Origin of the sequence: Ornithinibacter sp. (genome assembly GCF_035443565.1) — a bacterium.
Classification (GTDB): Bacteria; Actinomycetota; Actinomycetes; order Actinomycetales; family Dermatophilaceae; genus Fodinibacter.
On sequence record NZ_DAORSO010000152.1, the window covers coordinates 1 to 5,199 of the forward strand.

The 5,199-nt window shown below is 70.8% G+C and carries 4 protein-coding genes; 2 read left to right on the forward strand and 2 right to left on the reverse strand.

Features of this window, described 5'->3' with window-relative positions:
• Positions 1–1,128, forward strand: a 1,128-nt coding sequence (locus PLL68_RS12220; protein ID WP_324534462.1) for a CHAT domain-containing protein, incomplete at its 5' end; no start/stop codon positions are given.
• Here PLL68_RS12220 and cysE read toward each other — a convergent pair.
• Both cysE and cysK read right to left on the reverse strand, forming a co-directional pair.
• Positions 1,121–1,714 (reverse strand): serine O-acetyltransferase, encoded by a 594-nt coding sequence (gene cysE / locus PLL68_RS12225; protein ID WP_324534463.1) that lies wholly within the window; start codon positions 1,712–1,714, stop codon positions 1,121–1,123. The two genes, PLL68_RS12220 and cysE, sit on opposite strands and share 8 nt — an antisense overlap.
• A gap of 1 nt (position 1,715) precedes the next feature.
• Complete coding sequence (gene cysK / locus PLL68_RS12230) at positions 1,716–2,651, reverse strand: cysteine synthase A (protein ID WP_324534465.1); 936 nt, start codon at positions 2,649–2,651, stop codon at positions 1,716–1,718.
• A 182-nt stretch (positions 2,652–2,833) separates the two neighbouring features.
• Between cysK and PLL68_RS12235 the strand changes: the two genes are divergently transcribed.
• Positions 2,834–5,199 (forward strand): (Fe-S)-binding protein (locus PLL68_RS12235; protein ID WP_324534467.1); only part of this gene is annotated, 2,366 nt, incomplete at its 3' end.

Genomic DNA, 5,199 nt, shown 5'->3' on the forward strand with positions numbered 1-5,199 from the left:
GTGTCCGACCACGACGGGCAGCCACCCGCCGACCTCGTCGCGCAGGTCGCCCGGCTCGAGGACGAGGTCGCGCACCGCGAGTGGACCCTCACCGTCGGGGGGTCAGCCGTGACGACGGCACCGCCCGTCGACTCGGACGAGGCGCGCGGCGCGGCAGCCGACCGGGGCGCCACCATCGTGGAGTTCTTCGAGCACGCCGGCTACCTGTGGACCATCGTCCTCGAGGACGGCCGGCTCGACGTGACCCGGATGGCGTCCGTCGACACCGTGCGCGAGCAGGTCACCCGGCTGCGCCGCGACCTGCGGGCGCGGGCGATGCTGACCCCCGACTCCCCCATGGGTGCCGTGCTCGCGCGCGCCACCGCATCCTCGCTCGCGGCGGTCGACACCACCCTCAACCCGAGCGGGCGAGCCAGCGCCCGCGTCGTCATCATCCCCTCGCGCAGCCTCGCGGCCGTGCCGTGGAGCCTGCTCCCCAGCCTCGCCGGGCGCCCGGTCACGGTCTCGCCCTCCCTCACCCGCTGGGTTCGGGGGGCAACCCGCGGGGAGGCAACAGCGGCAGACCCCACCCGCCTCGCGCCGGTGGCGGCGCTGTACGGCCCGGGGCTCGCGCGGACCGGCCCCGAGATCGACGCCGTGCGGGCCGCCTGGTCAGACGGGGTGACGGGGCCGACGGGGACGCCCACCGTCGCGACGAGCGATGACGTCTTCCGCGCCCTCGACGGGGCCCGGGTCGTGCACCTGGCCGCCCACGGCACCCACGAGGCCCAGAGCCCGCTGTTCTCCTGCGTGCAGATGGCCGACGGGCCGGTGTTCGCTCACGAGTTCCCCCGACCGGTGACCGCGGAACACGTCGCGCTCTCGGCCTGCGACGTCGGGCAGTTCTCCACCCGGGCCGGTGACGAACCGCTCGGGCTGGCCACGGCGCTGCTCTCACTCGGCGCGACGAGTGTGCTCGCGGCCGTCGCTCCGGTCGCCGACCACGTCGCCGCCGACGCCATGGTCGCCTACCACCGGGTGCTGGCCACCGGTGAGGATGCCGCGACCGCGTGGGCGGGGGCCGTTTCGGCCCATCCCGGTGCCGGGGTCTTCTGCCTCTACGGCTCGGACTGGCGGGTGCTCAGATGAACAGGGCCGGCTCGGCGAACAACGCCTCGTAGGGGTCCTCACCAGGGCTCCCCGGCATCCGGATCTGAGCCGGGATGCCGGTCGCGACCGCGCCGGCGGGCACGGGCTTCACGACGACCGAGTTGGCGCCGATCTGCACGTCGTCCCCGATCTCGATGTCGCCGAGCACGCGGGCCCCGGCGCCGATCGTGACCCGGTCCCCCACGGTCGGATGCCGTTTGGTGCCGCGGGCGAGCGAGCGGCCTCCCAGCGTGACCCCGTGGTAGAGCATGACGTCGTCGCCCACGACCGCGGTCGCGCCGATGACGACACCCATGCCGTGGTCGATGAAGAAGCGGCGACCGATCTGCGCACCCGGGTGGATCTCGACCCCGGTGAGGGCTCGGGCGACGGTGGAGAGGATGCGCGCCGCAGGGCGGGCCGCGGGGTTTCGCCACAGGCGGTGAGCCGCCCGGTGGATCCAGATGGCGTGCAGCCCGGGTGAGTTCACGGCGAGGTCGGCGCGCGACTGGGCTGCGGGGTCACGCAGCATCGCGGCGTCGAGGTCTTCCGAGATCATCGCCCGGGCGGCACGGATCCAGCTCATGTCAGTCGACGAGGCCGTCGAACAGGATGGTCGAGAGGTAGCGCTCGCCGAAGCTGGGGATGATGACGACGATCGTCTTTCCGGCGTTCTCGGGGCGCGCGGCGACCTGGGCGGCGGCGGCCAGCGCGGCGCCCGAGGACAGGCCGACGAGCAGGCCCTCCTCGGTGGCGGCCCGACGGGCCCACTGCACGGCCGTGGCGGCGTTGACGTCGATGACCTCGTCGTAGACGGCGGTGTCGAGGACCTCGGGCACGAAGTTGGCGCCGATGCCCTGGATCTTGTGCGGGCCGGGGGTGCCACCGTTGAGGATCGGCGACTCCTCGGGCTCGACGGCGACGATCTGCACGCTGGGCTTGCGCTCCTTGAGCACCTGGCCGACGCCGGTGATGGTGCCGCCCGTGCCGATGCCGGCGATGACGATGTCGACGGCGCCGTCGGTGTCGTTCCAGATCTCCTCGGCCGTGGTGCGGCGGTGGACCTCGGGGTTCGCGGCGTTGGCGAACTGGCGGGCCAGCACGGCGCCTTCGCGCTCGGCGACGATCTCCTCGGCCTTGGCGACCGCGCCCTTCATGCCCAGCGCGGGGTCGGTGAGCACGAGCTCGGCACCGAACGCGCGCAGCAGGGCGCGGCGCTCCTTGCTCATCGACTCGGGCATCGTCAGCACGACGTTGTACCCGCGAGCCGCGCCGACCATGGCGAGCGCGATCCCGGTGTTGCCCGAGGTGCCCTCGACGATCGTGCCGCCGGCCGTGAGCTCACCGCTGGCCTCGGCGGCATCGATGATGGCCACGCCGATGCGGTCCTTGACCGAGGCACCCGGGTTCTGGAACTCCAGCTTCGCGGCGACGGTCACGCCCTCCGCGGCGTCGATGATCCGGTTGATCCGAACGAGCGGGGTGTTGCCGACGGCCTGGGTGACGTCATCGAGGATGGGCATGCGAGATCTCCAATGCGAACGGGGTGTGAAGACTGCAACCTCCGGGCTGCTTATGCGTATTCCAACAGAGCGTTATCAGCAGTCACAAGACGGTCTCGTGAGGGCGCGAACGGGCATCCAACGAGGCTTGACGCCTGTCACAGGTCAGGTGAGCAAGCGCTTACCGCAGATAGGCTGCGCCCATGTCTGCCGTCCTCGCCTCCATGCCGGCGCACCTCGTGGCCAGCGGCATCGTGCCCACGCCCGACGACCGCTTCGGTGGCTTCAGCGCCATCCAGGGCGTCGCGCTCGCCCTGTGCTTCGTCATCCCGCTCATCGGGTGGGCGCTGCTGTTCCGCCAGCTCGGCCGGTTCGTCGCGCTCTACCGCCTCGGGCAGCCGGATGCCGGCCGCACCGGTTCGCCGGGCACGCGCACGTGGACGTTGGCGAAGGAGTTCCTCGGCCACACCCGGATGTCCCGGCTGAAGGTCGTCGCGGTGGCGCACTGGTTCACCGCCTTGGCGTTCCTCATCCTCTTCACCACGCTGGTCAACGCGTTCTTCCAGCTCGTGCAGCCCGACTACCGGCTGCCGATCATCGGTCACTTCCCGCCGTTCGAGTGGCTCGTCGAGGTGTTCGCGTGGGCGGGGCTCATCGGCATCGCCGTGCTCATCGCCATCCGGCAGAAGAACCACCCGCGCTCGGCGGCCGGTGAGGGTGGGCGGCGCTCGCGCTTCTTCGGCTCGACCTTCTGGCAGGCCTACTACGTCGAGGCCACGATCTTCTTCGTCACGATCTGCATCCTGCTGCTGCGCGGGTTGGAGTCGGCGATGGTGTCGCGCCTGGAGCCGGAGACCTCGTTGGCCCTGCACTTCCCGCTCACCGGGTGGATGTCCGGGCTCTTCTCCGGGGTGTCGCTGCCCGGGCTGGCCACGTGGGTCTACGTCGTCGCGACGATCAAGATCCTCATCTCGTTCGCGTGGATGATCACCATCTCGCTCCAGCCGACGATGGGTGTCGCCTGGCACCGCTTCCTCGCGTTCCCGAACATCTGGTTCAAGCGCGAGGCCTCCGGGCGCACCGCCCTTGGTGCCGCCAAGCCGCTGACGATCGGCGGCAAGCCCTTCGACATGGAGGCCATGGAGGAGCTCGAGGAGGGTGACACCCTCGGCGTCGGCAAGGTCGAGGACTTCACCTGGAAGGGCCTGCTCGACTTCTCGACGTGCACCGAGTGCGGCCGCTGCCAGTCGCAGTGCCCCGCCTGGAACACCGACAAGCCGCTGTCGCCGAAGCTGCTCATGATGACCCTGCGCGACCACGCAGACGCCAAGGCTCCGTTCCTCAAGGCCGCCAAGGCGGGGGCGACGGTCGGTGCGCCGGGGGCGGGAGCCGGCGCGACGGCATCCGAGGGGTCGGTCATCGACTGGGCGTCCATGGCGCTCGTCGGCGAGACCGGGTACACCGCCGACTCGCCGCTGTCGGCGTACAACCCGCACGGCCCGGATGCCGTGATCGACCAGGACGTGCTGTGGTCGTGCACGACGTGTGGCGCGTGCGTCGAGCAGTGCCCGGTCGACATCGAGCACGTCGACCACATCATCGACATGCGGCGCTACGCCACGTTGATCGAGTCGGCGTTCCCGTCGGAGCTCGGGGGGCTGTTCAAGAACCTCGAGAGCAAGGGCAACCCGTGGGGCATGGGCGCGCGGGCCCGGCTGGACTGGGCCAAGGACCTGCCCTTCCCCGTCAAGGTGCTCGGCCAGGACGTCGAGTCGGCGACCGACGTCGAGTGGCTGTTCTGGGTCGGCTGCGCCGGCGCCTACGAGGACCGCGCGAAGAAGACGACGCGCGCGGTGGCCGAACTGCTCGACACCGCGGGGGTGTCGTTCGCGGTGCTCGGCGACGGCGAGACCTGCACCGGTGACTCGGCACGGCGGGCCGGCAACGAGCTGCTGTTCCAGACGTTGGCGGCGCAGAACGTCGAGACGTTCGGGGAGTTCGGTGTCACCAAGGTCGTCGTGACCTGTGCGCACTGCTTCAACACGATCAAGAACGAGTACCCGCAGATCGGCGGGAACTACGAGGTCGTGCACCACACCCAGCTGCTCAACCGCCTGGTGCGCGACAAGAAGCTCGTGCCGGTGGCGCGGCCGGCGGACGTGCCGGGGATGTCGACGGCGCGCAACGCTGCCTCCACTGCTGAGACCGTGACGTACCACGACCCGTGCTACCTCGGCCGGCACAACGACGTGTACGCCCCGCCGCGTGAGCTCATCGGTGCACTGCCCGGTGTCGAGCTGCGCGAGATGGAGCGCACCAAGGAGAAGTCCTTCTGCTGTGGCGCCGGTGGTGCCCGCATGTGGATGGAGGAGAAGCTCGGCACGCGGATCAACACCAACCGCACCGAGGAGGCCATCGGCACCGGCGCGGAGCGGATCGCCATCGGCTGCCCGTTCTGCCGGGTGATGATCTCGGACGGGCTGACCGCTGCTCAGGCTGGCGGGGTTGCCGAGTCGGTCGAGGTCGTCGACGTCGCCCAGATGCTGCTGGCTGCTGTTCGTCGCGGGAC